The 24,144-nt window shown below is 57.4% G+C and carries 16 protein-coding genes; 5 read left to right on the forward strand and 11 right to left on the reverse strand.

Translation table 11 applies throughout. The features are described 5' to 3' along the window. Positions 1-319: 319 nt before the first annotated feature. Positions 320-904, reverse strand: a complete 585-nt coding sequence (locus tag PhaeoP97_RS08195) for an outer membrane protein (RefSeq protein ID WP_072506369.1) — start codon at positions 902-904, stop codon at positions 320-322. A gap of 473 nt (positions 905-1,377) precedes the next feature. Here PhaeoP97_RS08195 and PhaeoP97_RS08200 point away from each other — a divergent pair, with 473 nt between their 5' ends. Beyond that, positions 1,378-2,928: a trimethylamine methyltransferase family protein gene (locus tag PhaeoP97_RS08200; protein WP_072504660.1), complete on the forward strand. Its 1,551-nt coding sequence runs from the start codon at positions 1,378-1,380 to the stop codon at positions 2,926-2,928. Positions 2,929-2,991: 63 nt separating this feature from the next. On the opposite strand, the gene PhaeoP97_RS08205 is transcribed toward PhaeoP97_RS08200, so the two are convergent. The 7 genes from PhaeoP97_RS08205 to PhaeoP97_RS08235 form a co-directional block, all read right to left on the reverse strand. Next, on the reverse strand, positions 2,992-3,735 hold the full coding sequence (locus tag PhaeoP97_RS08205; RefSeq protein WP_072504661.1) for a glycosyltransferase family 2 protein: 744 nt from the start codon (positions 3,733-3,735) through the stop codon (positions 2,992-2,994). Positions 3,736-3,810: 75 nt separating this feature from the next. Next, positions 3,811-4,500, reverse strand: a complete 690-nt coding sequence (locus PhaeoP97_RS08210; RefSeq protein WP_072504662.1) for an ABC transporter ATP-binding protein — start codon at positions 4,498-4,500, stop codon at positions 3,811-3,813. Continuing rightward, positions 4,497-5,261 carry an ABC transporter ATP-binding protein gene (locus tag PhaeoP97_RS08215; RefSeq protein WP_072504663.1) on the reverse strand — a complete coding sequence of 255 codons (765 nt, stop codon included), beginning with the start codon at positions 5,259-5,261 and terminating at the stop codon, positions 4,497-4,499. Before PhaeoP97_RS08215 ends, PhaeoP97_RS08210 begins: the two co-directional genes overlap by 4 nt. Beyond that, entirely contained in the window at positions 5,254-6,237 is a 984-nt protein-coding gene (locus tag PhaeoP97_RS08220) for a branched-chain amino acid ABC transporter permease (protein WP_072504664.1), read from the reverse strand. Before PhaeoP97_RS08220 ends, PhaeoP97_RS08215 begins: the two co-directional genes overlap by 8 nt. After that, on the reverse strand, positions 6,237-7,157 hold the full coding sequence (locus tag PhaeoP97_RS08225) for a branched-chain amino acid ABC transporter permease (protein WP_072504665.1): 921 nt from the start codon (positions 7,155-7,157) through the stop codon (positions 6,237-6,239). Before PhaeoP97_RS08225 ends, PhaeoP97_RS08220 begins: the two co-directional genes overlap by 1 nt. A gap of 57 nt (positions 7,158-7,214) precedes the next feature. Further along, on the reverse strand, positions 7,215-8,351 hold the full coding sequence (locus tag PhaeoP97_RS08230; RefSeq protein ID WP_072504666.1) for an ABC transporter substrate-binding protein: 1,137 nt from the start codon (positions 8,349-8,351) through the stop codon (positions 7,215-7,217). A 659-nt stretch (positions 8,352-9,010) separates the two neighbouring features. Next, a complete protein-coding gene (locus PhaeoP97_RS08235; RefSeq protein WP_237029000.1) occupies positions 9,011-9,673 on the reverse strand; it encodes a hypothetical protein in 663 nt (220 codons plus the stop codon). A 279-nt stretch (positions 9,674-9,952) separates the two neighbouring features. On the opposite strand from PhaeoP97_RS08235, the gene PhaeoP97_RS08240 reads away from it, so the two are divergent. Next, entirely contained in the window at positions 9,953-13,204 is a 3,252-nt protein-coding gene (locus PhaeoP97_RS08240) for a CheR family methyltransferase (RefSeq protein WP_072504668.1), read from the forward strand. Between the two features lie 105 nt (positions 13,205-13,309). Here the strand turns inward: PhaeoP97_RS08240 and PhaeoP97_RS08245 are convergent, their stop codons facing one another. Then, a complete protein-coding gene (locus tag PhaeoP97_RS08245; protein ID WP_072504669.1) occupies positions 13,310-15,721 on the reverse strand; it encodes a transketolase-like TK C-terminal-containing protein in 2,412 nt (803 codons plus the stop codon). Between the two features lie 114 nt (positions 15,722-15,835). Then, positions 15,836-17,041: a methionine gamma-lyase gene (locus tag PhaeoP97_RS08250; protein WP_072504670.1), complete on the reverse strand. Its 1,206-nt coding sequence runs from the start codon at positions 17,039-17,041 to the stop codon at positions 15,836-15,838. A gap of 94 nt (positions 17,042-17,135) precedes the next feature. Here PhaeoP97_RS08250 and PhaeoP97_RS08255 point away from each other — a divergent pair, with 94 nt between their 5' ends. The 3 genes from PhaeoP97_RS08255 (at position 17,136) to PhaeoP97_RS08265 (ending at position 21,116) form a co-directional block, all read left to right on the forward strand. Further along, positions 17,136-17,624 (forward strand): Lrp/AsnC family transcriptional regulator, encoded by a 489-nt coding sequence (locus tag PhaeoP97_RS08255; protein ID WP_072504671.1) that lies wholly within the window; start codon positions 17,136-17,138, stop codon positions 17,622-17,624. 122 nt (positions 17,625-17,746) lie between these two features. Continuing rightward, a complete protein-coding gene (locus PhaeoP97_RS08260) occupies positions 17,747-19,519 on the forward strand; it encodes a tetratricopeptide repeat protein (RefSeq protein ID WP_072504672.1) in 1,773 nt (590 codons plus the stop codon). A 148-nt stretch (positions 19,520-19,667) separates the two neighbouring features. Next, positions 19,668-21,116: a phosphatase PAP2 family protein gene (locus PhaeoP97_RS08265; protein ID WP_237029001.1), complete on the forward strand. Its 1,449-nt coding sequence runs from the start codon at positions 19,668-19,670 to the stop codon at positions 21,114-21,116. A 10-nt stretch (positions 21,117-21,126) separates the two neighbouring features. Here PhaeoP97_RS08265 and PhaeoP97_RS08270 read toward each other — a convergent pair whose 3' ends face one another. Next, a complete protein-coding gene (locus tag PhaeoP97_RS08270; protein ID WP_072504674.1) occupies positions 21,127-24,078 on the reverse strand; it encodes a hypothetical protein in 2,952 nt (983 codons plus the stop codon). Positions 24,079-24,144: the final 66 nt, after the last annotated feature.

Below are 24,144 nucleotides of genomic sequence, written 5' to 3' on the forward strand. Positions count from 1 at the left end.
TCGAGAGCCGAATTGTTCCAGAGCCGTTGCGGTTTTTCGTGAATATTGCGCATGGAGTGGCCGAAAATAGATCTCGAAGGCAGCTTTCTGCCGGCGAATTTCAAGCGGTTAGGCGCCGATCGGCGAGCATGCGCCCAGTCCGGCCGTCGCTGGCCAAATATTGCTTACCTCGGAGATTGTGATGTGCCTTGCTGGATTTTGGATAAGCACGGCAGGTGCGAGCGCGCAGCGTCTCTTTTGTTCCATCCGCAAGAAACGAGAAAGCACCTGTGGTAGACCTCGCATTGCGCAGCAAACGCGTGGTGGCGAGGTAGAGACCCTAGAACTGGAAGGACGCCCTGATCGACAGGATATCGCGCGCGGGTGCCTGCAGCGCGGCGCCGTCGTTGGCATCTTGGTGCAAATACTCACCGCTCAGCCTCAGTGCGCCGTTCAGCGAATAGCTGACACCCACACCATAGACTGCGCCATTATCGCTGTCAGTTGCACTCTCGTTGCGCGCAGTGCCGATGGTTACATAGCCCAGCGTCTCGCCCAGATCGTAGCCGGCACGCAGTTTGACTCGGCTTGTCTGATCCTCTTGCAGATCAGGTGTGAGACGCCCACTGCGATCAACCTCCACCTCTCCGCCGAGGACGATCCGACCAAAATCGTGATCATAGCCCAGATGCAACCCCGGTGCGCTGACGGGTCCCCGGTCAGCTGACGAGGCCGATGTGCGGGCCATCGAGGCCCCCAGAAAGAAGCCGCTCCAATCACCGGCACCAACCGGGACACCAAACATCAGCGCAATTCCAAGACCAGAGGCCATGACGCGCCAGGTCACCTTCGCATCTCCACGTCTGACGCCACCATCATGCAGCGGCGGTGTCCGGTTGCTTGTGCGAACTATAGCCGGTGTCATCGGCACTGCCCTTTTCTGGCTGCGAGCCGTTTTGGCGCGCGTAAATATCATTGTCTGACCAGTATCGGCGATAATACTTAACACTCGGTTCAGCATTATCGCGCCATCAGACTGCCCTAAACTGAGTCCGCTTTGCAGATCAAAAGTGGCTTACAAGCCATTTATAAAATTATCTTTTTTAAAATATTCTCACGATTATTTTAATATATTAAAGACCCGTCGACATGAAATTTTTGTCGCGAATTTCACATAAGTCGCAAACGGGATAGAATCACGCTCTCTCTGTGCAACGATGTCCAGACGTAAGCGGAGCGTCAGATGGCAGACATCCAACGAGAACAGCAATCAAGTGAGCGATGGCTCATTAGCCTGATCGGTCGGACCATTGGTGCGGCGCGCGGGCGGGCGGCGCGGGGGCGGCCACAGTGGATCTGAACCCATCGGATCCTACCCAAACGTGAAAGACCCCCACAATGACAGATCAATCGAATTCCCCCCGTACGGCCCGTAATGGCGGGCGTGCGGCGCGCCGTGCAGCCCGAGCGGCCCCGCTTGCAGATCACCTGCGCCCCGTGCGCGCCGGAATGGAAGGTGGGCGATATCGCCCGCTCAGCGACGCCGGTGTTGCACGTATTCACCAAGCCGCGCTTGATGCACTGGAGCAGATCGGCCTTGCCGACGCGCCACCAAGCGGGGTTGCCTATCTGAAAGCTGCGGGCTGCATTGAGGGGGACGATGGCCGCATCCGGTTCCCCCGCGCCCTGGTCGAGGACACGATTGCCAAGGCGAACAGATCGGTCACCCTGTTCAGCCGGGATGGCAAAAACGATCTCGAACTCTCTGGCACACGGGTCCATTACGGCACCGCCGGTGCTGCGGTCCATGTGGTTGACGTTCATGGCCGGACATACCGCGATTCAACTGTGCAGGATCTGCACGACGCGGCCCGGATCACCGACCAACTGGACAACGTCCATTTCCTGCAACGGCCCATGGTGTGCCGCGATATACTCGACAATATGGAAATGGACCTGAACACGGTCTACGCGAGCTGCTCTGGCACGTTAAAACATATCGGAACATCCTTTACTGAGCCGAGCCATGTGCCGCCGGCACTGGAGATGTTGCATATGATTGCAGGCGGTGAGGACAAATGGCGCGAGCGTCCGTTTATGTCCAATTCCAACTGCTTCGTTGTGCCCCCGATGAAGTTCGCCACTGAAAGCTGCGAGGTGATGGAGCTGTGCATCAAGGGTGGCATGCCGGTTCTCTTGCTGTCCGCGGGCATGGCCGGCGCTACCGCACCGTCAACGATTGCCGGTGCAATTGTGCAGGCGGTTGCCGAATGTCTGGCCGGACTGGTCTATGTCAACGCCGTCAAACCCGGCGCGCCTGCGATCTTTGGTACCTGGCCTTTCGGGCTTGATCTGCGAACCGGGGCAATGTCCATCGGATCCGGTGAGCAGGCCCTGCTGACGGCGGGCTGCGCGCAGATGCATCATTTTTATGACCTGCCGGGAGGGGCCGCCGCCGGCGCCTCTGACAGCAAACTGCCCGACATGCAGGCCGGATGGGAACAGATGTGTTCCAACGTGATGGCGGGGCTATCGGGGTGCAATATGGTGTATGAGGCGGCCGGAATGCATGCCTCTCTGCTTGGTTTCTGCCTTGAGTCCTTGATCCTGAGCGACGATATGCTCGGCCAGGCGATGCGCTGCGTGCGCGGTATTGAGGTGAGCGAGGACACTGTTGCCATCGATCAGATCGCTGAAGTCTGCCTTAGCGGAACTGGCCATTATCTGGGTACGGACGCTACGCTCAGCCGGATGCAGCAGGATTTCGTTTATCCCACATTCGGGGATCGCACCTCTCCCAAGGAATGGGCTGAGCTGGACAAGCCTGACCTCATAAAAAAGGCTGTGGCCCGCAAGGAACATATCCTAAGCCAAGCCTCGCAGGCGCAATTCGATCCAGTTCTGGATCAGGCTTTGCGAGAGAGATTTAACATTCACTTATCCCGCTAGACGATTGAAATACCTATGGGCATCACCTCAGACTGCCCATAGGTGTACTTTGACGTCGCGATGTCAGAGCGCCTTCAACCGCTGCCGCAGATACTCCATCCAGCCGCACAGACTGGTGGTTTTTGCAAACTTCCGCGCCATATAGCGCAGTTCAGTTTGACGAAGGGATCTGCTGACTGATGCGCTGACCTGCCCATCATGCAGGCGATTGGCAATGATGGTGTCAGCTACAACAATCGGCGCGCCATGGGCATCCCAAAGCCGTTTATAGATGTCCACATCCATCAGCCAGATCAGCGCTTCGTCAAACAGCACCAGCGCCTCACGTCGCATTGCCAAAACCGATGGGCTGGAGACGGTATTTTTACCAAAATGCAACCGGTTGGTCAGATGTGGGACCATCGGACGATCAACCGCAACCCCGTCACGCGTGGTGCCCGAGCCACATAGCGACCAATACGCGCCCTGCCCCATTTCATCATGAATGCGCTGCAGGCCGTTGGGATCAATTATCAAATCGTCCTGAAACAGAATCTTGATAATCTCGCCTTTGGCGTGGTGCATCGCGTTATTCACATTCGCAGAAGCCTGCCTGGCACCATCGCGGTTCCACAGATGTGTTACGGTGAGGCGGTTGCCATAGGCCGCGCAAACCTCGGCGACCGCTTGATCATCAGATTGATCCGAAACCACGACGTCGAAATCGCCGAAGCTCTGCGCGCAGAGATGGTCAAAGGAATCCGCCAGATAAGACGCACCCTCCCCGCCCATCGCGTAGGCCGGAATACAGATTGTGATGGCTGGCATGACGGAGCGTCCTTGGTATTGGGTATTTGACCCTGCCTAACAAACCACTCCGGCAAGGCCAAGCCAGTGACGATGTCAGACCCCCAGATAGCGGTCCTTCAGCTCAGGTGTCAGTGCGGTCATTGTGCCGCTCCAGACTGATGCCCCTTTGTTCAAGATCACCGCCCGATCCGCCACTGCTGCAAGTTCCCGCAGTGTTTTATCCACCACCAGGATCGACAAGCCGCTGTCGCGCTTTAACCGCGCGATGGCCGCCCAGATCTCTTGCCGCACCACGGGGGCAAGGCCTTCGGTTGCCTCGTCCAGGATCAACAGGCGGGGGTTAATCATCAACGCGCGACCAATTGCCAACATCTGCTGTTCACCACCCGAGAGCGACGATGCGGTCTGATCGCGGCGCTCCTCCAGTCGTGGAAACAATTCGGCCACCATCGCGAAATCCCATGGCCCCGGACGGGCGGCAGCAATCAGATTTTCCTCAACCGTAAGCGGCGCAAAACAGCGCCGCCCTTCCGGCACAAGGCCAACACCCAATCGTGCGATCCGATGCGACGCCATGCCGCGCAGATTTTCGCCCGCGAATTCCAACGTACCGGAACTGGCAGGTAACATGCCACAGATTGTCTTGATCGTTGTGGATTTCCCCATGCCATTGCGCCCCATAAGCGCGACCACTTCACCTTCGCTGATCTCTAGTTTCACACCAAAAAGCGCCTGTGACGGCCCATAGGATGCTGTTACATCTCGTAGCGATAACAGGCTCATACAGCCTCCTCCTCGCCCAAGTAGGCGCGGCGCACCTCTGGGTCATTGCGGATTTCGTCTGTAGTGCCTGTGGCGATCACTTCGCCGTAAACCAGCACACTGATCCGATCTGCCAGCGCAAAGACAGCATCCATGTCATGTTCCACCAATAGGATCGGCGCCTCGGTCCTTAACTCATCCAGAAACGTCGTGAGCGCCTTTGACCCACTTGCCCCCAACCCGGCCATCGGCTCATCCATCAGGAACAGCTTAGGTGCCATTGTCAGAGCCACGGCGACCTCTAACTGGCGGCGTTGACCGTGCGACAGATCCGCAGTGCGCCGCATCGCGTCGTCAATCAGGCCAACCCGTTTTAGCGCATGCTCAGCCTGCTGAAGCAAAGCTTTGTCGCGCATCACGTTGCCAAAAAACCGAAAAACACCGCCCCGCGCACCAAGCGCGCCTAGGACCGTATTTTGCAGCACCGTGAACTCCATCGCCAAGGCTGAGATCTGAAAAGTCCGCCCTAACCCGAGCTGCGCACGCGCGACACGGTCCAGCGCGCTGACATCCTGCCCCAGAACTTCGACTTCGCCGCTATCAGGGCAAAGTTCGCCGGATATCTGTTTGATAAGTGTTGATTTTCCTGCCCCATTCGGCCCTATAAGCGCGTGAATTTCACCTGTCTTGAGGTCTAGCGAAATATTCTTGCTGGCCTGCAAAGCCCCGAAAGACTTGCTTAGGTTCCGTACCTTCAGCACCTGCGTCATTTGATCAGTCATGAGCCACCTCCCGCCCGCTGATGGCGCCGATGATGCCACCACGGGCATACAGCACGATCATCAAGAGCAATCCGCCTAGGTAGATTTGCCAATAGTCACTGATCCCACCCAGAAAATGCTCCAGAAGAATGAACAAAGCCGCGCCTATCACGGGGCCAAAAAGACGCCCGACGCCGCCAATAATCACAAAGATCATGATTTCGCCGCTGGTGTGCCAGCTCAGCATGGTTGGGCTGACAAAACGATTGAGATCCGCAAACAATGCCCCTGCCAGTCCTGTGATGGCACCGGAAATGACAAAGGCGGTGAGCCGCAGTTTATAAGGGGTGATGCCCACGGTTTCGACCCGTGCCTCGCATTGGCGGGCGGCCGCCAGTGCCAGGCCAAAGGGCGCGTGTGCCAGTCGGGCGGAAAACCAAAGTGCAAGACATAGAATAACATAGCAAATTAGGAAAAACTGAAGCGGTACCAGCGTATTAAGTCCCGGAAACTCATTCCGCACCCAGATCGATAACCCATCCTCACCGCCGTAGGCGGACCAGCTAATCGCGAAATAGTAAAGCATCTGACCAAAGGCGAGCGTGATCATGATGAAATAAACACCCGAGGTGCGCAGCGACAGGGCACCAATCACCAGTGCCGCCAGTGCGCTACTTGCAGTGGCAACCAGCCAGATCAGCGGCATCTGGTTCGTACCCTCAACCAGCATTGGCCACTGCATCAACGGCTCGTAGTTTTGGGCATGGGCCGCCAAAATACCCATCGCATATCCACCGATGCCGAAAAACGCAGCGTGGCCCAGGCTAACCAGCCCGCCAATACCTAAGGCAATGTTTAAACCGACGCCGGCCAGCGCCAAGATTGCCACCTTTGTCGCAAGGGTGATCAGAAAAGGTTCATCCGCGCTCCATGCCCAAAGCGGCACCATGAGCAGCAGCAAAATGACGCCTGCATTTAATAGCCGTTCGCGCCCCATCAGCTCTGCCCTCCGTATAGGCCTGACGGGCGCACCAAAAGGATCACCGCCATCAGAATGTAAATCAACATTGACGCCAGCGACGCGCCAACAGAGGTCGCGCTCGCCGGTTCCATAAAGAGCCCAAACAGCCGCGGCAAGAATACCCCCCCCAAAGTGTCCGTCAGACCAACCAATAGCGCACCAACCATCGCCCCTTTGATTGATCCGATGCCGCCAATAACAATCACCACAAAAGCGAGGATCAGTACCGGCTCGCCCATGCCCACCTGCACGGATTGGATTGCACCGACCAAAGCACCCGCAAGGCCTGCAAGGGCCGCACCCAATGCGAAGACCAGCGTATAGAGCACTGATATATCGACACCTAATGCGGCGATCATCTCGCGGTCGCTTTCACCCGCGCGGATTTGAATGCCGATACGGGTACGCGCGATCAACCAGAACAACCCTGTTGCCACAACCAGACCAATTGCAATGATCGTCAGACGATATAGCGGATATTGAATGCCCCCCGGCAGGGTCACAGGCCCAGACAGATAACTCGGCACATCCAGAAACAGTGGAAACGAACCAAAGATCCAGCGTGTGCCTTCCGAGAAAACCAGGATCAACGCAAAGGTGGCCAGCACCTGATCAAGGTGATCGCGGTCATACAGTTTGCGAATGACCAGCAGCTCAACCAATGCGCCTGCGGCGGCAGCGGCCACAAGGCTTGCCGCAAGGGCCAGCACAAAGGAGCCCGTCCAGGCCGCGACGATCGCGGCGGCAAAGGCACCAACCATATAAAGCGCACCATGCGCGAGATTGATTAATCCCATGACACCAAAGACCAGCGTAAGCCCAGCCGCCATGAGAAAGAGCATCACCCCGAACTGTAATCCGTTCAGGATCTGCTCCAGAATAAGAATGAGGGACATTGTGTCTTTCCGACTTGGCAGGGGGCGTTACGCCCCCTGCGTGCGAGGATCTTAGGCTTACATCTTGCAGTCGGCCGCATAGGCGTCGGCGTGGTTTTCCAGACCGGTGGCTATGATCTTGTTTGTAAAAACATCCCCTTCTTGGATCACTTCACGGACGTAGATATTCTGTATCGGGTGATGATTGTTTCCGAACTTGAACGCACCACGGACGGAATCAAATTTCGCCGCTTTCAGTGCCGCACGAAACGCGTCTTTGTCGGACACATCCGCTGTATCGAGCGCACTTAGGATCAGGTTTGCGGTGTCATACCCTTGGCTGGCATAGAGCGATGGCAGACGATCGTATTTTTGCTCAAATGCCGCGACAAAGGCAGTGTTCGCCGGTGTGTCCAGGTCCTTGTTCCACTGCGAGGTGTTTTTGATGCCCAAGGCCGCGCCTCCAACCGCTTGCAGGATGCCCTGGTCAAAACTGAAGGCTGGGCCAACCACTGGCAGATCAACACCGCTGTCCGCATATTGTTTGAGGAAAGAAATCCCCATGCCACCTGGCAGGAAAAAATAGACGGAATCTGCGCCCGATGCCCGGATTTGCGCGATCTCGGCGGCATAGTCGGTCTGGCCCAGCTTGGTATAGGTCTCGCCCGCCAGATCGCCCTCATACATACGCTTGTATCCAGTCAGCGCGTCCTTACCCGCCGGGTAGTTCGGCGCGAGGATATAGCTGTTTTTCAGTTCCGCATCATTCGCGTAGGCACCGGCAGCTTCGTGCAGGTTGTCGTTCTGCCATGCAACGTTGAAATAATTCTCGTGGCAACGCTTGCCCGCCAGTGCCGAGGGCCCCGCATTGGGTGAAAGGTAGAACACACCCTGCGCCGTTGCCGAGGGCACCACAGCCATGGCAAGGTTGGACCATATGATGCCGGTCATGATATCGACCTTTTCCGACTGGATCATGCGATCAGCAATCTGGACGGCGCTTTCGGGTTTGCGCTGATCATCCTCGATCACCACCTCGACATTGTCGCGCCCCGCCTGGTCGATCGCCAGCATAAAGCCGTCGCGGACATCCACACCAAGACCGGCCCCGCCGCCGGACAGAGTTGTGATCATGCCGATCTTCGTCTCGGCGGCGGCTGCCATCGCTAAGGTCGAAACGGCTGTTGCCAGCGCCATTGTCTTGAGGGTCTTCATTTGGTCCATCTCCCTGATCTGTCTGAGCAATGAGGGCCGTTTCGAATGACGGCCCTTCGTTGCATAGTTTTTCCGATTGGACCGCGTTACGCCAGCTTTTTGCCGATCTTATCCCGGAACGACTGATAGCCTGTTGTCCGCATGTCCAGCCAGCGAGACCGATCCTCCAATTCGGAGAATGCGGCATAGACTGTATCATGAGGCAACAACGGCGCGATCACCAAGATACGCTGTGTCCAAAGGTCGTTTCATCGACCGCCTGGAACGAGCCTAGGCCGAAGTTGCCATTTATTTCAAGATTAAAATATCTAACCTTAAAATTTGTAAGCCTTGTTCGCGCGGCCTTGGCAACGCTTGGGACAAATGGATGGAATGAAAGATTGCGTCCGCGAGACGATACGTCGGGCGCAAGATGTTCGTTCCGATGGAGGACATGCAACCGGCCTCAAGACATTCCTACAGGCAAAGCGTGACAGAGCGTATGGCGTCAATTTCAGATCGCCCCAACACAACCAGTGCGCGTATTTACTTTTCTCTGGAAATCATTCTGAAAAAACTAGCGAAAGCCGCATATGGAAGCCATGTAAATAACTATTCGCGACTTAGAGCACCCACGGACCACAAGCGGATCAATGGCCGATCAGGGCATTTGATGACGCTCAGCAGGACGTAAGCTTGCGCACCCGCTGCTCGGCAACTTCGGTAGATTGATTGCCCCCGCGCTGTCGCTCCAGCCCATCTGTGTAACGTTTGACGAGTTCAATCTGAAAGCGGATCTCATGCACCCGATCCGCCAATTGCTGACTCAGCGCCCCTATTGCGCTCTCTGCGTCGACCAAGCCTGCCTCAGTTGCAGAGAGGACATTCAGCAATGGCAACGCGAGATCCGTTAGCACCTGCGCGCTCACTTCGCGCGTCATATCTTCAAGTCCTGCGCCAAAACCGACATCGGGGCGGAAAGCATGACCGATCCCACCCAGGCTCGTGCGGAACCGTATGATGATCGACTGCGTGCCATCTTCGTTAGCGGTAGCAAGGATATGTGCACCTGCCAGCACCAAACCCGGCACCTCCAGGATCAATGATGGCAGCGAAATCACCTGGGTCTCGCCAGACAACATATTAACGCAATCCTTCAGCCCATCCGCGATGGAATCGCAAAAGACCTCATGCATTGGTAAAGTGTTCACAAACGACGTTCGATTGCGGAACGTTCGGCTAACCACCTCACAAGACCGGACAAACGGTACAGCGCCTTCCTCGGCGATCAGGTTCACGATGAACCGGCGCTGCTCTTCTCCAGTCTCAGTATTGTCAGTCATGGCCACCACGTTCATTACACCCAACCCGTATCTCTGGAGATGTTTTAATATGTAGTTAGGAGTAGTTTACAAAACGTTGATAAAGCGTAGTTTGACATTGCAATCCGCGTCAAGATTTATACAACCTTTGCTTGCAATCATCTTCGCGCCCTCTTTCAACCAGATCAGATACGCAGCATCTCAGTTGCGATGCAAATGCTACATTTCCGCTATTAGCCATGGACCTCGCGGCGATCAAGGCGATAATAGATTTAAATACGCTAGACGATAGGCACCCTTATGACAACGCAAATTACTACAGACCTGACCATCGTCGGGATCGGGTCGTCCGCAGGCGGACTGGAGGCAATTCGTGAGTTGGTGGCAACGCTTCCGGTGGACGCGTTAGCGGCTTATGTTGTGGTGCAACATATGTCCCCCCACCACAAGAGCCTGATGACCGAGCTGGTTGCACGACAAACCCAGCTTAAGGTCGGCACCATCGAAGATGGCACCACCCCAGAGGCCAATGTTGTCTATATCACCCCCCCAAAGAGCGATGTGGTCTACACCGATGGGCGTCTTCGCCTGCTGCAAAATCCGGATGCCGAACCCGGCACCCCCCGACCGTCAGTTGACCGCTTTCTTGTCAGCCTGGCTGAACAGAACGGCGAGAACTCCATGGCCATTATCCTGTCGGGCACCGGCAGCGATGGGGCGTATGGTGTGCAGGCCATTCGCGAGGCGGGCGGGATCACAATTGCCCAAGACGCCGAGAGCGCGAAATACGACGGTATGCCTGTCGCTGCCGTTCAAACCGGCTGTGTCGATCTGGTGTTGCGCCCGCAGGATATTGGCACCAACCTGCAAAAAATCCTGTCGTCGCCCCGAGATTTCAGCTCGTTCCGTAACGAAAACAATCTGCGCGACTCTCCGGTCTCAGATCTGTTGCAAATCCTTTTGGCCCGCACCCGAGTGGATTTCCGCGACTATAAGCAGACCACCATCAGTCGCCGCATTGAGCGACGCATGATCGCGCTTGGGATCGAAACCCAAGAAGAATACACCCAGTTCTGTCGCAATAACCCTCATGCGGTCGATGCGCTGTTCAAGGATCTTCTGATCTCGGTCACACGGTTCTTCCGTGACAAGGAAGAATTCGAGCTTTTGAAAAATCTGCTGCCACAGCTGATCAAGGAGCGCGGCCCCGGTCCGCTGCGGATCTGGGTGGCAGGCTGTGCCACCGGCGAAGAGGCGTACTCAATCGCGATGGTAGTATCAGAGGCTCTCGGCAACCCCACCAATCAACTGAAATCAAGGGTTCAGATCTTTGCGACGGATATCGACAAGGACGCGCTGAAAACCGCCCGTCGCGGGGTTTACAGTCTGGCGGCGCTGAATGACATTCCGACGGAATTAGCCGACAAGTACCTGATCCGTCAGGCCGATGGAGTGCGAGTCGTCGACAACCTGCGCAATGCGGTGCTGTTTTCCGATCACAATGTCTGTCAGGATCCGCCGTTTCAGAAGGTCGATCTGATCTGCTGCCGTAACCTGTTGATATATTTCGGCAACCCCTTGCAGCAAAAGGTCATGTCGCGGTTCCACTATGCGATGTCGCCACACGGGCTGCTGTTTCTTGGCACCGCCGAAAGCGTAGCAGGCTCAGATGAGCTGTTCGTGCAAGACCGCGCTGCCACCCATGTTTATCGCAAGCGTTCGCTGCGCGCCAATCAATCACCGCAGCCCTATAACATGCCATCCGTGCCTATGGTGGTGCAGCGCCCGTCCATTAAACCGCCGTCCCAGCAGGGGCCATCGACGGATCGTCAGCTTTTTGAAGCACTGGCACAATCATTAGGTAAAAACTCGCTCCTCGTGACCGAAGATTTTTCCATCGCTCGGGTTTATGGAAATGTAAGCCAGTTCATTGAGGTAAGTGAAACCAGCTCACTGCGCATGCATCTCGACCTGTTGCGCAGTCCGCTGCGTGAAGAAGCCCGTAGCCTGATCACCATTGCCTTGAAAAACGGATCCCACAAAGGGGGCGTGCGCCATTTGCTGGCCGAAACTGACGACGAGGAAATCCGTCTCGACGTCTATCCGATCATCGCCAAGGACATCAGCGAACGCGCCGCGTTGGTGGTGTTCACCCCCGTGACGGTGGATCGTGCTAAATTGAGCAGAACCCCGATTGTCGGTGAAGAGGGTGACGCCGCATTTGAGCGGATCCGCAATCTGGAAAACGAGGTCGCAACAACCCGCGAGGCTTTGCAGCAGACGATTGAGGAGCTGGAGACCTCGAACGAGGAATTGCAGTCGCTCAATGAGGAATTGCAATCCACCAACGAGGAGCTGCAAGCCACCAACGAGGAGCTGGAAACCTCGAACGAGGAACTGCAGTCCACCAACGAAGAGCTGATCACCGTCAACGAAGAGCTTCAGGTCACCGCGTCCGAGCTCAGCGGTCGAACCGGTGAGCTGATCTCGGTATTGGAAAGCACGCCACTGGCCATCCTGGTGGCCGACAGCGCGTTGCAGATCACTCAGGCGACTCTGGCGGCAACCCAGATGTTCAATATTCGGCGTCCGATTTCCAGTCCGCACATCAGCCAATGCGCCCTGCCCGACGGTTTCCCGATCCTTGCACCGATTTGCAGCGAGGCCTTGCGTTTAGGACAAACCGTTACCGAGGAATTCACCTCCTACGGCACTCGGATCCGGCTCACTTGCTCGCCGTATTTCGACGTCAATGGCCAGATCCTAGGTGTCACGATGGTGGTATCAGAGTTCCCCGGTATGGCGCATGAGATGGAGATGATCCTCGACAACTCCAACCTGTTCCTGCTGAACCGCGCCCGCTCCGGCGAAATCCTGCGGATCAGCTCTGCCTATGCCGGGCTGCTTGGCCTCAGCCGAGACAAGGCCCTTAACAAGAGCGTCTTTTCACTCGGCGTTGAATGCAACGTCAGCAAAGACGTCTTCAAAGAGGATACTAAGGTTCTCGACAGCGATGAGGGTTTTGACAGCGCGCTGTTGCAGGTCGATACGCACGACGGCAAAGGCAAACGCTGGATCAGCATGGATCGCCACCGATTCCCGCATCACATTACCGAAGAACCGACTGTTTTTACCATCGGAACAGATATCACGGAAACCGTCGAGGCGCGCGAACGGGCTGAAGAGTTGCTGACGCAGGCTGAATTGGTTCAGGATATGGTCGGGATCGGCTTTTGGTCCATCGATGCCGATGGCCAGACGCCCTACTGGTCGCCCAAGGTCTATGAGATCCATGGTGTAGAGCCAGAGGAGTATAGTCCGGATATCGCCAGCGCGATTGCCTTCTTCCACCCTGATGACCGTGAGGATGTGCAGCGTCTTGTCTCCGAATCCATCGAAGCGGGAACTGGCTTCACATTCATCAAACGTTTGATCCGTCCCGATGGCGTCGAGGTCAGCGTGGAGAGCCAGGGGATGGCTATTCGCGACGATAATGGTGATGTGACGCGACTGGTCGGGATCTTCCGCGAGGCGCAGGAGTCTGACAACTGATCGCCTTCGCATCAGGCAATCACATTTCAAAAAAGGCGCAGGTGACTGCGCCTTTTTCACGTTCAACATCTGTAGTCGTTGACCTGTCTCAGAAGAGGAAAGACGTTACACCACCTTCAGCTGTCGCCCGGCCGTCAGCCCGTCAGCGGCTGCGGTGATGGCTTGCGCGTCGATGCCGAAATGGCGGTAGAGATCACCGATGGTGCCGGTCTGACCAAAATGTTCAACGCCAAGCGGAATAGACTGATGCCCCTGAACGCTCCCCAGCCAGCTCAGGGTTGCGGGGTGCCCGTCAATCACTGTGATCAGCTTGCAATGGCTGGGCAGCTGGGCCAGCAACGCCTCGATATGGCTTTGTGCCTGCGGCAGACCACGTGCCCGCGCCCGCTGCGCTGCAGTCCATCCCGCATTCAACCGGTCGGCTGAGGTGACGGCCAGCACGCCCACGTCACGGCGACCTTCGCCAATGGCGGCTGCGGCTTTAATGGCTTCCGGCGCGACGGCCCCCTGATAGGCGATCACCACATCACAGTTCGGCCCCGGTTTTTTCAGCCAGTAAGCGCCATCAATGGCCCCCTGCCGGAAATCATCGTCAACACGTTTGCCGGGCTGTTCAATCGGGTTGGTGGTCAGCCGCAGATAGATCGAGCCGCCGGTCTCATCACGCAACCATGTGCGCTCGTCCGGATCGCCCTCGCCGTCGCGCTGGAGATAATCAAACGCCCATTCCATAATCACCGCCAGCTCATCCACGAAGGCAGGTTCAAACGCGGCCAGCCCGTCCTGGCTCATCCCGATCAGTGGCGAGCCGATGGATTGATGTGCGCCCCCTTCCGGTGCCAACGTCACGCCAGACGGCGTGCCAACGATCATGAATCGGGCATCCTGATAGCAGGCATAATTGAGCGCATCTAGGCCGCGCGCGACGAAGGGATCATAGACAGTGCCAATCGGGATCAGCCGCTTGCCAAACAGCGATTGAGACAGGCCGGCAGCCCCCAGCAGCAGGAACAGGTTCATCTCCGCAATGCCCAACTCGATATGCTGGCCGTCCGGTGTAAACTCCCATTTGGCGGTCGACGGGATCTTATGCTCAATGAACGCATCCGCCTGAGCCGTGCGGGCAAACAGTTTGCGCCGGTTCACCCAAGGACCAAGGTTGGTGGTGCCAGTTACGTCCGGGGACATGGTGACAATCCGCGTTGCCAGATCGCTGTCGCCTTTGGAGAGGTCATCAAGGATCTTGCCAAATCCCATCTGTGTCGACATCTCGCGGTCGGTCTTCACCTCCACCGCCGGCACAGGCAAGCGCGCGTCCTGATAGCGCCGCGCGCCCTTGGCAAAAAACGGGGCCTGATCCAGAAACCCTTGCAGCGCAGTCGCATCTTCGATCGTTGCAAATGGCTCCCATTCCTCCCCTTCAGCGACGCCCATATAGCGCTGCCATTCCGCCATCTGGGTTTTGTTCATAAGGCCGCCGTGGTTGTCCTTGTGGCCCGCGATGGGCGTGCCCCACCCCTTCACCGTATAGGCCAGGAAACAAACCGGGCGGTCATGGTCGATGGCGGCAAAGGTATCGGCCATGGTGGCCACGCAATTGCCGCCGAGATTTTCCATCAGCGCCGCCAGCTCCGCATCCGAACGTCGCTCGATCAGCGCGGTCACATCTCCCTGATCGCCCAGATCCTCCATCAGATGCTGGCGCCAGACCGCTCCGCCCATGAAGGTCAGCGCTGAATAGGTCTGGTTGGGGCAGTCATCAATCCACTGACGCAGCTTGTCGCCGCCCGGCTCCTCAAACGCGGCGCGTTGCAGGGCGCCATATTTTACCTTCACCACATCCCAGCCAAAGGCGTCAAAGATCTTCTCGATCCGCTGAAACAGCCCTTCGCGCACGATCCCGTCAAGGGACTGGCGGTTATAATCAATGATCCACCAGGTGTTGCGCAGATCGTTCTTCCAACCCTCCTGAAGGCATTCGTACACATTGCCCTCATCCAGCTCGGCATCCCCCACCAGCGCCACCATGCGTCCCTGTGGCGCGTCCGCACCCCAGGATTTCGCGGTGATATAGTCCTGAACCATGGAGGCAAAGGAGGTGATCGCCACCCCAAGACCCACAGATCCGGTGGAGAAATCCACATCATCAATATCCTTGGTCCGGCTGGGATAGCTCTGCACCCCGCCAAAACCGCGGAAATTCTCCATCTTCTCACGGGTCTGGTTGCCCATCAGATACTGGATCGCATGAAAGATCGGCGAGGCATGGGGTTTTACCGCCACCCGGTCCTCGGGCCGCAGCGCGCTGAAATAGAGCGCGGTCATGATCGACACCATGGAGGCAGAGCTGGCCTGATGGCCGCCGATCTTGATGCCATCTTCCTTAGCGCGCAGGTGGTTGGCGTTGTGAATCATCCAATGTGACAGCCACAGCAACCGCTGCTCAATCGTCTTCAGCATTTCAGGAGAGGGTGGCGGCGCGGCGGTTGTCGGGGTCATGGTCAAACTCGTTGGCATAAATCGAAGATACCCCTCCCGCCGGGGTGCGGAGGGGGCCTTTTACATAGGGCGGCCTGAAGGGCACGGCGGTTCAATAAGGCGCCCAAAGGGACGCGCCGGGCACAGCCGAAGTCAGGCAGCGGCGTAGGCGTTATGCGAGGACAGCGCCTGCATCAGATCGTCGATGATATCGTCGACACCTTCAAGCCCTACCGACATCCGCACCAGACCTTCAGCGATACCATGTTCGGCGCGCTCTTCAGGGGTGTAGGTGGAATGGGTCATGCTGGCCGGGTGCTGGATCAGCGTTTCCGCATCACCTAGGCTGACCGCACGCTGGATCATCGCCAGCCGGTTCATCATGGCGATACCGCCCGCCTTGCCGCCGACAACCTCAAACGGGATCATGCCACCAAAGCCCGACATCTGCCGCCGTGCAAGATCGCCCTGAGCAAAATCATCAAGGCCGGGATAGTAGACCCGCTCCACTGCTGGATGAGATTGCAGTGCCTGCGCCACTTTCATCGCAGATTTGCAGTGACGCTCCATGCGCAGCTCAAGCGTTTTCAGCCCGCGCATCAACAGCATGGCACTGAAGGGCGACATCACCGCACCGGTCATATCCTTGAGGCCAACCAAGCGGATTTGTGTGATATCCTCCTTTGAGCCAACGACCAGACCTGCAATAACATCGCCATGGCCACTGATGAATTTAGTTGCGGAATGCACCACGATATCTGCGCCCAGTTCAATCGGGCGGGTCAGAACAGGGGTCGCAAAGGTATTATCGACCACCACCTTGGCACCCACCTGATGCGCAATCTCGGAAATCGCAGCGATATCAATCAGCCGGTTGTTGGGATTGGCTGGGGTTTCGAAATACACCAGCTTAGTCTTCGGGCTGATCGCCTCTGCCAGATTGGTCGGATCTGTCATATCCACCAGGCGCACATTGACACCAAACCGTGGCAACCCATGGGTCATAAAGGAAAAGGTGCAGCCATAAAGCGTCTTGTCGAGGATGATCTCGTCACCTGCTGCAAGGAATGACCACAGCGTCGAGGTGATCGCACCCATACCCGAGGCCGTTGCCAAACCGGCCTCGCCGCCCTCCAGATTGGCGATGCGCTGCTCCAGATGGTCCAGCGTCGGGTTGGAGATCCGGCTGTAGAAATGACCTTCCCGCTCACCAGTGAACATCTCTCCCCCGGCTTCGGCGGAATCAAAGGTAAAAGTTGAGGTGAGATAAATCGGCGGGTTCAACGCGCCCTGCTGCGACTGCGTGTCATAGCCGTGATGAATCGCACGTGTGGAAAAGCTGGAGCCGGATTTGGTCATGGAAATCACCCTGTTGTGTTTCCAGCATCTTAAGGTGGTCTCGGAGGAGATTAGTTGCTAATTTACCCTCAAACAATATGGAGATTGGCATATTATGCCAGAAAAACCACAACTGGATGCGACTGACCGACGCATTATCCGGGCCCTGCAACGCAATGGGCGGATGACGAATCTTGATCTTGCTGCCGAGGTCAACCTGTCGCCCTCGCCCTGCCTGCGGCGGTTGCGGATTTTGGAGACCACCAATGTAATCAGGGGCTACAGCATTGATGTGGATGCCAAGGTATATGGCCTTCCCGTCACCGTTTTTGTGCGCGTCAGCCTGGAGAACCACACTGAAGCCGTTGTAGCCAATTTTGAACGGCAGATCCGCGACACTCCCGAAGTTTTGGATTGTTTTGTGATGACTGGATTAGCCGATTATTTATTGCGCGTGGTGGTTGCGGACCTTGAGGGCTACGAAGGCTTTGTGAGAGCACGCCTGCATCCAATCGGCGGCATCAGCTCAATCGATACCAGTTTTGTCTATGGCGTGGTTAAAAAGACCGCTGTATACCCGGAGGTTGAAGGGAAAAACGGCTGATCGCGCGAAGGCACTTGCAGATGTCAGGAATGCGGCTGGACCAGCAAATTTTGCGCCCATCATTCTTTAAGTTTTGAGTGAATTGGATATACTGCCTGCCTATAGGCGGCAGGACATACTCCATGCAAGAGCCCATCCAAAAGACGTTACCCAAGATCTCGACCCGGCTCGCGGCTTTTGCCTTTGCCGATGTGGCTGACTACACGCGCCACATGGAGATCAGCACAACCGACACAGTGCGCCGCTGGGGTCATCTGCGCGACGCCGTATTGCTGGACGAAATGCTGGCATTCAACGGCGTTCGACGCTCAGACGCAGGGGATGCATTGCTATTGGAGTTCACCAGTGCCAGCGACGCTGTCCAATGGGCAATGTCAGTGCAAAACCGTCTGGGCCAGCAAGACATCGACACCAACCCGATGCAGATCCGCATAGGCGTCAATATTGACGATGTGATTGACGACGACGGGACAGTGCAATCGGATGGCGTTGTTGTCGCCTCCCGTATTCATCAACTGGCTGACCCCGGGACGGTTGTCGTAACCAAGATGGTCCGTGATATTGTACGCGGCAAATTGCCATTGCGGTTTCACGATCTTGGTGCGCCGCTGCTGAAAAATATCGATCGTCCAGTGCAAATCTTTCAGGTCAGCCAGAGCGCCGGGGAAATACTCCCCCTACGTCCTCATGCAGATTGGAAAACTCGCCCAACCCTGGCCGTTCTCCCATTCGAGGATCGTGGCGCCAAGGCAGAGGAGCGATACTTTGGCGATGGCATCACCGAAGAAATCATTTCTGGTGTGTCTCGCAGCCGGGCGATGTTTGTCATGGCGCGCACGTCTACGCTCAAATTTCGCGGCAGCCATGAAAATCCCGCTGACATCGGGCGCAGCCTTGGGGTGTCCTATATTTTGACCGGTGCCGTGGACCGGTACAGAAACCAGATCCGCATCTTTGCCGAGCTGATGGACGTATTGCGCAACCGCGCGATCTGGGCGCAGACATATCGGGGCGATTTGCAGGATCTGTTTGCCTTTCAGGACGAAATCGCCTCCGGCATTCTTGCCATGTTGGAACCCAAGGTTCTGTCCACCGAAGCGGAACATATCAGCGCCCGCAGCACCGACAGCCTGGACGCCTACAAATGCGTGCTGCGCGCCCTTGCCCAACTCTATCAGCTGGATGACGACAGCTACGGAGAGGCCATCGCCCTGCTGCAACGCGCGGTGGCTCTGGACCCCAATTATCCGCAGGCCCACGCTTATCTGGCCTGGTGCATGAACTTCTTTCTGGCTGAGGGCCATTCGCAAAACCCGCGCGACGATATTTTGAGTATGATCAACCTGTCCCGCCGCGCGGTCGAACTGGACCCGGACGATGCGCTAACGCTGTCAGTACGTGCTCATGTGCTGAGCCTGCATGAAAACAGCCCCGAAGACGCGCTGGAATTGTTCGACGACGCCCTGGCACATAATATAAACCTGCCCCTGGCATGGGGATTGAGCGCAATAACCTATGCGTATCTTGGCGACGGAGCCGAGGCGCGTGAGCGTCTGCTGAATGTCTGGCGGCTCGCGCCGTATGATCCGTTGAATTTCTTCTTTTTGACCGCGGCCGGACTGGCGGAATTTGTGGATGGTAACCTTGACGAAGCCTGTCGCTTTCTAAAGAACGCCCGCCGCAACAAACCCCGGTTCATGGCCGCGCTCAGACTATTGGCGGCGTGTAGCGCATTGCGCGGTCGCACTGGCGAAGCCCAGCAGGTAGCGCAAGAAATACTGCAATTGGATCCCGGTTTCTCGGTATCGAAATTCGCCATATGGTATCCATTGAAATCAAAAGAGGCGCTGGACCGTCTGACCGACGGGCTGATACGCGCAGGGCTGCCCGCCTAGTGCGGAGAGATAATACCACCTCGGGGCAACCCGAAAAAACCAATAAAACCAGAGGCAGTACCATCATATCCACCAGGCACCAGGCCTCATAACGGCAGTCATTTGGGATGTTTTTTAACGTGTATTAGACGGTAAAGGGGGATTTGTGATGGCATCACATGGCAATTCGCAAGGCGCGTCAAACGGGCTTGGCTTGGGGCTTGGACTAGGGCTCGGCAATGGCCTGGGGCTGGGGAGCGGTCTAGGTAACGGGCTGGGGCTTGGTAATGGCTTAGGAAATGGGCTGGGCGCCGGCCAGGGAATGGGACTGGGGCTCGGCCTCGGGTCCGGTCTTGGGTTGGGTCTGGGATCCGGCCTAGGGCTGGGCAATGGTCTGGGGCTGGGATCCGGCTTGGGGCTTGGTCTGGAGGATAACGGGTTTCTTCTGGGCAATGGCGCAGATGCCGGCATCGGGACATTGCGCAGCTATTACGCAACGCCTGCCGAACTGGGTCTATTGCCCTGGACGCTGGATTTCAGTCCCGACAACAATGGCGGCGACCCGTTTCCCCTGTCGATGATCATCAACCCCTATCAGCTGCCAACCGATGCGGCTCAGTACCCTGTCACGCTGGAATGGATCACCGAGGATTGGGACCCGGCGCTACGCTTTTGGACCCTGCCGTTTGATCCGAATCTGGGTGAGTGGCTACGGGCGGCAGACAGATCGGAACCGGCAACCCTTGCGGCACTGGAATTTGCCTCGCAGGACATTCACTGGCACCCGGCCCATGTGGGCAACCGCTGGCTGGAAAACAACGACCTGCTCTGGCGCTATGTTCAAACCGGCACCGCCGCGCAATCGCGCACCGCGGCAGAGGCGGCTTTTGACATCATCGTGGCAGAGCTGGAGATCCTCAAGATGTATATGGAGGACGACCGCCAGCAATATATGGTCGAATGCGATGTTCAGGCGGATGGCTTACCGGCCTATTTGATCCATTTTCTGGGCGCAAATAGTTTTGATCACCCATTTACACTGAAGCTGATTGATCTGGGACTTGCGGTCGGCAATGTCGCCTACATGAGCTACAAGGCGTATTTCAAACGGGTGCGTCCTTCGATCTTGCGGCCTGGATTAACCGTGCCATTTGGCCCGCCGGCGCATCCGGCTTTTCCCAGCGGTCATGCCTTCCTGGCGCATTTTTTGTCGTTGCTGCTGCTGGAAATTCCGGGCATTGCGCAGCGGTTTGGTGTGGTGAAAGGCTATAAATCCGATGGATCCGGGACCGATATCCAGATCCCGGCAGGCACATTGCTGCGCAAGCCTGGCTATGACGATCTGCTGGGGACCAGCGTCATTGCATCGCCGTTGCTTACCATGGCCAATCGGATTGCAGTAAACCGAGAGCGGATCGGTGTGCACTACCCGTCGGATTCTACCGCCGGTCGTCATATCGCCGCCGGAATCTGGTATTGCATTATGGACAATGCCCCGGCCAATCCCGACGGAGGTGGCGACCCTTGGGCCCATATCAACGTGCCGACGCTGCATCGCATCCTCGACAAGGCCAAGACAGAATGGCCAACCCCCTGGGTGTCGGCTGATCTGACCTGACATCCCAAGCCTAAATCAGAATGCGCAGGCCCAGATTGTTGTCATTGGCAACCAGATCCACAAGGGCCTGCACCTTCTGTGGGGGCGAATCCCCCGCCCCAATGGCCAGAGTCAGCCCGGCTGCCGGATCGGTATTGGCGCGATCCTCCACCTGGCTCACTTCGACCAGCACCACCAGCTGTAATCCGGGCGCAGCTGTGTTGCGTGCGGAGGTGACCAATTGCGTGATCTGCTGCTCGTCGCTATCGCTTAACTCCTGTACCTGCGTTGCGGTGATACCCGGCAAGGTCAGATCCAGCGTCTGTGCCAACCATTGCACGCTGCGGTCCATCACGCGCGCCAGTGGCTGATCCTCAAGCACCCATCCGGCCCAGAGCCGCAGGGTTGTAGCATTCGCAGTCACGGATCCCCTATTGCCAATCGTCGGCAGCAGGGTCGGCATCGTCCAGTCGGCATTCGCCGCCCAGTGTAGCGACACTGGCAAGTAGCTCCCTGCCCCGACCTGGACCGGTCCATCGCCAGTTGGAAACACCTCCGCCCGCCTGTCGCGGATATAGAGATCGACCAAGGGTGGTGCCCCGGCCTCACTGCTGACCAAGGCAGGATCGTCTGGGAACATGCCCATAATCTCAAACGCCCAACGCGCGACCTTGTGCGAAGTGGCAGGCGCCCAATCTGCTCCGCCCCGTGGCAATGGCACCAGCGCTGGCGCGCTCCAACCCGCAGCCTCCATCCCGCTCTCCAGCATTTCAGCCCGCGATGGTGATTGCGCCAGTCCGGCGAGCGCTTGCATCAGCAGATAGAGCGTCATGTCAGATGCGCGGGTGCGTTGCGCCCAGTCTGCCTCATCGCCGCTCAATGTATCGCCACCAAGGGCCCGGTACAGCAGGAATATCGACGATGACAGGATTTGTTCGGTCAGATAGGCTTTATGCTCGGTGCCCGACGGTGGTGGATCCTCTACCACCGACCGGTTCAGCAACCCGTACCAGCCCCACCCCAGCGCTGGTGTCCGATCATGGCGACGCGGCGCAAAAATAAACGGAAAGGTCCAGCCCCGCATCTTCGGGTCACCCGCATAGGTGGGGCTGGACAGATCCGACAACGGATCAAAATACACCGCCGCCAGAGCATCACCGGCGCTGTGAGCGAAGTCAAATTCCAGCTGACCAATGCGCGCGGCCAGAAGGTAGTGACCAAACTCATGCAGCATCCAACGCCCGCTACTGGCAAAGCCCAGCGGCTCCAATTGGCTCTGCGGTGTTCCCGCCCCCACCCGCGCCCAGCGGTTCAAATTGGCCAAGGCCAGATGCATATCAATGCTGGGCTTGCTCTGGATGGCCGCATTCACGGCCACTTCATATCGCACCTGCGCATTGATGGTGCGCCCATTGCGCCCTGGTCCCGGCACAATGCCCGACCGGTAGTGCACCGACAGCGGCCCGTCAGCCGTCGCCACATAGCTTTCGGGGGTGATGCCCATTCCACGCATACTGTCAAAAAACGCCTTACTGTTCCAATAGGCGCTGATCGCACTAGAAAGATTGCGGCGCGGTGGAACGTTCGTGACATCCATGGGTGGCAGCGCCTTTGGCAGATTACTATCACCATCGCCAGGTACAAACCGGGGACAATTGCGCACAACATAGGCCGGTTGCTGCATCTTCAGCCCGGTGCCAATCTCGATGGCAACGGTCTCGCGAAACAGGTCAAGAACGCTATCCTCTCGTGTTGGCCGCCGCCAGGCAAGCGGGGGGGATGGATGGTCCGGCGCAACCGCAGCACGCCAATCCGGCGGCGGCACCGGAAACACACGCACGAATGGCGCAATTGGCGGCAGCCCGCCACCGGCAACCGCATGGCTAACCAGTGGCGCGCGTTTGATCGAAACCAGCTCGACCGAATTCTGCCCTGGATCATCCATTCGGACGCGCACCGTTAGCCGGTAGCTCAGCGGGGAATGGCGCGGGGTTTCCAGCCCCCTCGCCAGTAGCGTCAAGGTCATTTCCCAGGCCCCGTCAGCCACATTGGCAGGATCCGCAGAAAATTGGATATCACGCAGCAGTAAGGAGCTAGCCTCGACCCCGCTGCGTTTGGCGATATCCTCATCAAGGAGCGACAGCATCCGGCCGACGGAGGCACGTGCCGCCGTGCTGGCCACTGGCGCATCATTTTCACCACTGGCCCCGACCGGCTGATCAGCAGTATTGAGCGGTTCGGTCGCGCTGGTCGGCATGGTATCGGCGACGCTGCCGTCGCCGGGCAAAAAGCCAACAGGCACCCCGGACAGCGATTGCGTTAACCCGGTGAGGATCCTTTGCCGTTCTGCATCACTTGACTCAGCCAAAAGCGACGACAGGGTACTGTTGTCGCCACCTGGAAATTCTGCCGTTAGCCCGCGTATGATCAGATCGTAGCCAGCCGCTGTCTTGCGGATCTCAATCGGTACGCGAAATCCAGCTGAGGGAAAACGCAGAAAAAATGCGGGCATCATCGGATTTTCCAGCCCTTCCGTCGCCACCAGAATGATCGTTGCAGGCAAGGCTCCGCCATCGTTGCGCGACAGGTTCCAGCTGGCAATCTGCCCCTGTAAACGGCTGAGCGGACCGTCAATCTGCGGCCAGATATCACACCAACGCAGCAGGCTGCGTGACGAGGCGACGTCTGCCAACATTGCCAACATCGGATCCGTCTCGCCCAGAGGTGGCTTTGCTGCGTTCACATAGGCGTTAAGCTGGGTAAGATAATGCTCTGCAGCCTTGCTCAATGCCGCAAGATCAACCTTGCCATCGCTGCCGCCCACCGTTGCCGAGGCGATGTAAGGCGTGGTTGGATGTGCAATCAGCCGCGAGGGCCGTCGCGATCCGGGATACTGTCGCTCATATCGCAGCCAGGCGCGCGGTGTCTTACTTGAGACATTTGCGACCGGAGGCCATTTACCCGGAACTGTCACTTTTGCCATCTCATCCCCCTCGCATGCGCTAGTGGCGCTGCTGTGTCTGCACGTTTCTCAATGCTCGACATCCTC

Source organism: Phaeobacter porticola (genome assembly GCF_001888185.1).
Taxonomy (GTDB): Bacteria; Pseudomonadota; Alphaproteobacteria; order Rhodobacterales; family Rhodobacteraceae; genus Phaeobacter; species Phaeobacter porticola.

Bases quoted from the DNA above. Each gene is read 5' to 3' on its own strand.
- PhaeoP97_RS08195 (WP_072506369.1), bottom strand. From the start codon at position 904: ATGACACCGGCTATAGTTCGCACAAGCAACCGGACACCGCCGCTGCAT.
- PhaeoP97_RS08200 (WP_072504660.1), top strand. From the start codon at position 1,378: ATGACAGATCAATCGAATTCCCCCCGTACGGCCCGTAATGGCGGGCGT.
- PhaeoP97_RS08205 (WP_072504661.1), bottom strand. From the start codon at position 3,735: ATGCCAGCCATCACAATCTGTATTCCGGCCTACGCGATGGGCGGGGAG.
- PhaeoP97_RS08210 (WP_072504662.1), bottom strand. From the start codon at position 4,500: ATGAGCCTGTTATCGCTACGAGATGTAACAGCATCCTATGGGCCGTCA.
- PhaeoP97_RS08215 (WP_072504663.1), bottom strand. From the start codon at position 5,261: ATGACTGATCAAATGACGCAGGTGCTGAAGGTACGGAACCTAAGCAAG.
- PhaeoP97_RS08220 (WP_072504664.1), bottom strand. From the start codon at position 6,237: ATGGGGCGCGAACGGCTATTAAATGCAGGCGTCATTTTGCTGCTGCTC.
- PhaeoP97_RS08225 (WP_072504665.1), bottom strand. From the start codon at position 7,157: ATGTCCCTCATTCTTATTCTGGAGCAGATCCTGAACGGATTACAGTTC.
- PhaeoP97_RS08230 (WP_072504666.1), bottom strand. From the start codon at position 8,351: ATGAAGACCCTCAAGACAATGGCGCTGGCAACAGCCGTTTCGACCTTA.
- PhaeoP97_RS08235 (WP_237029000.1), bottom strand. From the start codon at position 9,673: ATGACTGACAATACTGAGACTGGAGAAGAGCAGCGCCGGTTCATCGTG.
- PhaeoP97_RS08240 (WP_072504668.1), top strand. From the start codon at position 9,953: ATGACAACGCAAATTACTACAGACCTGACCATCGTCGGGATCGGGTCG.
- PhaeoP97_RS08245 (WP_072504669.1), bottom strand. From the start codon at position 15,721: ATGCCAACGAGTTTGACCATGACCCCGACAACCGCCGCGCCGCCACCC.
- PhaeoP97_RS08250 (WP_072504670.1), bottom strand. From the start codon at position 17,041: ATGACCAAATCCGGCTCCAGCTTTTCCACACGTGCGATTCATCACGGC.
- PhaeoP97_RS08255 (WP_072504671.1), top strand. From the start codon at position 17,136: ATGCCAGAAAAACCACAACTGGATGCGACTGACCGACGCATTATCCGG.
- PhaeoP97_RS08260 (WP_072504672.1), top strand. From the start codon at position 17,747: ATGCAAGAGCCCATCCAAAAGACGTTACCCAAGATCTCGACCCGGCTC.
- PhaeoP97_RS08265 (WP_237029001.1), top strand. From the start codon at position 19,668: ATGGCATCACATGGCAATTCGCAAGGCGCGTCAAACGGGCTTGGCTTG.
- PhaeoP97_RS08270 (WP_072504674.1), bottom strand. From the start codon at position 24,078: ATGGCAAAAGTGACAGTTCCGGGTAAATGGCCTCCGGTCGCAAATGTC.